Origin of the sequence: Stutzerimonas chloritidismutans (assembly GCF_038562055.1) — a bacterium.
Taxonomy (GTDB): Bacteria; Pseudomonadota; Gammaproteobacteria; order Pseudomonadales; family Pseudomonadaceae; genus Stutzerimonas; species Stutzerimonas chloritidismutans_A.
In genome coordinates this window covers 1-1,793 of record NZ_JBCFXD010000034.1, presented here as the reverse complement: position 1 = coordinate 1,793, position 1,793 = coordinate 1, and the positions used below count along the sequence as shown (strand labels likewise).

At 54.4% G+C, this 1,793-nt stretch carries 2 protein-coding genes; one reads left to right on the top strand and one right to left on the bottom strand.

The features are described from left to right. Positions 1 to 6: 6 nt before the first annotated feature. Positions 7 to 750 carry an SDR family oxidoreductase gene (locus AAGW23_RS22010; protein WP_031310677.1) on the bottom strand — a complete coding sequence of 248 codons (744 nt, stop codon included), beginning with the start codon at positions 748 to 750 and terminating at the stop codon, positions 7 to 9. Between the two features lie 144 nt (positions 751 to 894). Between AAGW23_RS22010 and AAGW23_RS22005 the strand changes: the two genes are divergently transcribed. Further along, the coding region (locus tag AAGW23_RS22005) for a LysR family transcriptional regulator (protein ID WP_342408332.1) at positions 895 to 1,793 on the top strand (899 nt) is incomplete at its 3' end.

Genomic DNA, 1,793 nt, shown 5'->3' with positions numbered 1-1,793 from the left:
AACTCATTAGAATTCCTGCACGGTTGGGCGCAGAACGATCTCGTTAATATCCACGTCAGCAGGCTGCTCAATTGCGAAGGCGATAGCTCGAGCGACCGATTCGGCGGGAATTGCATGCTTGTAGAAGTCCACCACGAAATCGCGGCTCTGTTGGTGGGTGCTGCCGAATTTCAGTTCGGAGTCCACGGCGCCCGGTTCGATAGTCGTGGTGCGGATGCTGCCACCGACTTCGTGACGCAGTCCTTCGGAGATAGCCCGCACAGCAAACTTGGTGCCGCTGTACACGGTGCCACCTGGGCTAAACACCTTCAGGCCTGCAACCGATGCGATGTTGATGAAGTGACCACTGTTTTGTTTCTGGAAGACTGGCAATGCAGCCGCGACTCCGTACAGCAGACCCTTGATGTTGATATCGATCATGCGATCCCACTCGTCAGTGCGAGCATCGCTGAGCGGTGCAATCGCCATCAGTCCGGCATTGTTGACCAGTACATCAATGCGACCGTAGGTGTCCACGGCACCTTGAATGAGCGTTTTGACCTCTTCCTGAGAGGTAACATCGGTCTGATACGCGATTGCCTGACCACCTGCATTGGTCAGCTCAGCCACCAATGCGTCGAGTTTATCTTTGCGACGTGCAGCCAGCACTACGCGAGCGCCAAGCGCAGCAAGGTGGCGCGCAGTAACCTCACCCAGGCCGCTACTGGCACCGGTGATAACGACAACTTTTCCAGAAATGTTATTGCTCATGCTGAGAACCTCATCGGCGGGTTTGTACTTCGCCATGGCTGGTTAACCTGGCAGTGCGCAAACTTTAGACCCATGATTGATCTCAATAAATGGAAATGATTAGATTATGCTATTCCTGAAAATGGAATAAATGAGAGGGGCAACATGCTTAACCGCATGGAGATGGTTAGGATTTTTTGCACAGCAGCAGAGGCAGGTAGCTTCCGCCAAGCGGCAACTCGATTAGGCATCTCCCCACAAGGGGTGACTCGAGCCATTCAAGCCCTGGAAACTGAGCTTGGCGAATCACTGTTCCACCGCAATACCCGCCAGGTGAGCATCACTGCTTTCGGTCAGGATTACGCCAAAGATGCCAGGTCAGCTCTGGATCATTTCGATACGCTATTCCGGTCGCACAGGACGGAGCCTGAGCTGTCAGGTAGGGTGGGGATTACGGCTCCACATGCTATTGGCAGGCGCTTCCTGATACCGTTTCTTCAGCCCCTGGCCGCTGCACATCCTGACCTGCAATTCGATCTCCGCTTGGAAGATCAGATGACTGATGCTGTTGAGGCGCATATCGATATTGGTATCAGGGTGGGGGTTATTCGCGACCGGCGCTACGTTGCACGTGCCTTAGCTCCCGTGCCGTTTTACGTTGTCGCGTGCCCGTCTCTCATAGGCCAAAAGACACCACCTGAATCTTTGGATGCCTTAGCTAAGCTGCCACTTTCAGTCCTGATCGACCGGAAAAATGGCCGCCCTTGGCCTTGGCTATTTGCCGACGGGCAAACGTTCGCGCCCAGGCAGCCAGCGCTTATCTGTGATGATCCAGATACGGAATTGGAAGCCACCCTGGCAGGCATGTGTTTTGGCCAAATTCCTGCCTATCTGGCTGAGCCTCATCTGCGGTCAGGAAAGCTGGTTGCTGTTTTGGCTGATCTCGCTCCAGCGCCATGGGATCTGTTCATATACCGCCCGCAGCAGGGTCCTGTATCGAAGCGGGTGCGATTGGTGTACGACCACCTTAAGCAGGCTTTCTCAAACCCCAAGCTATTTCCCCA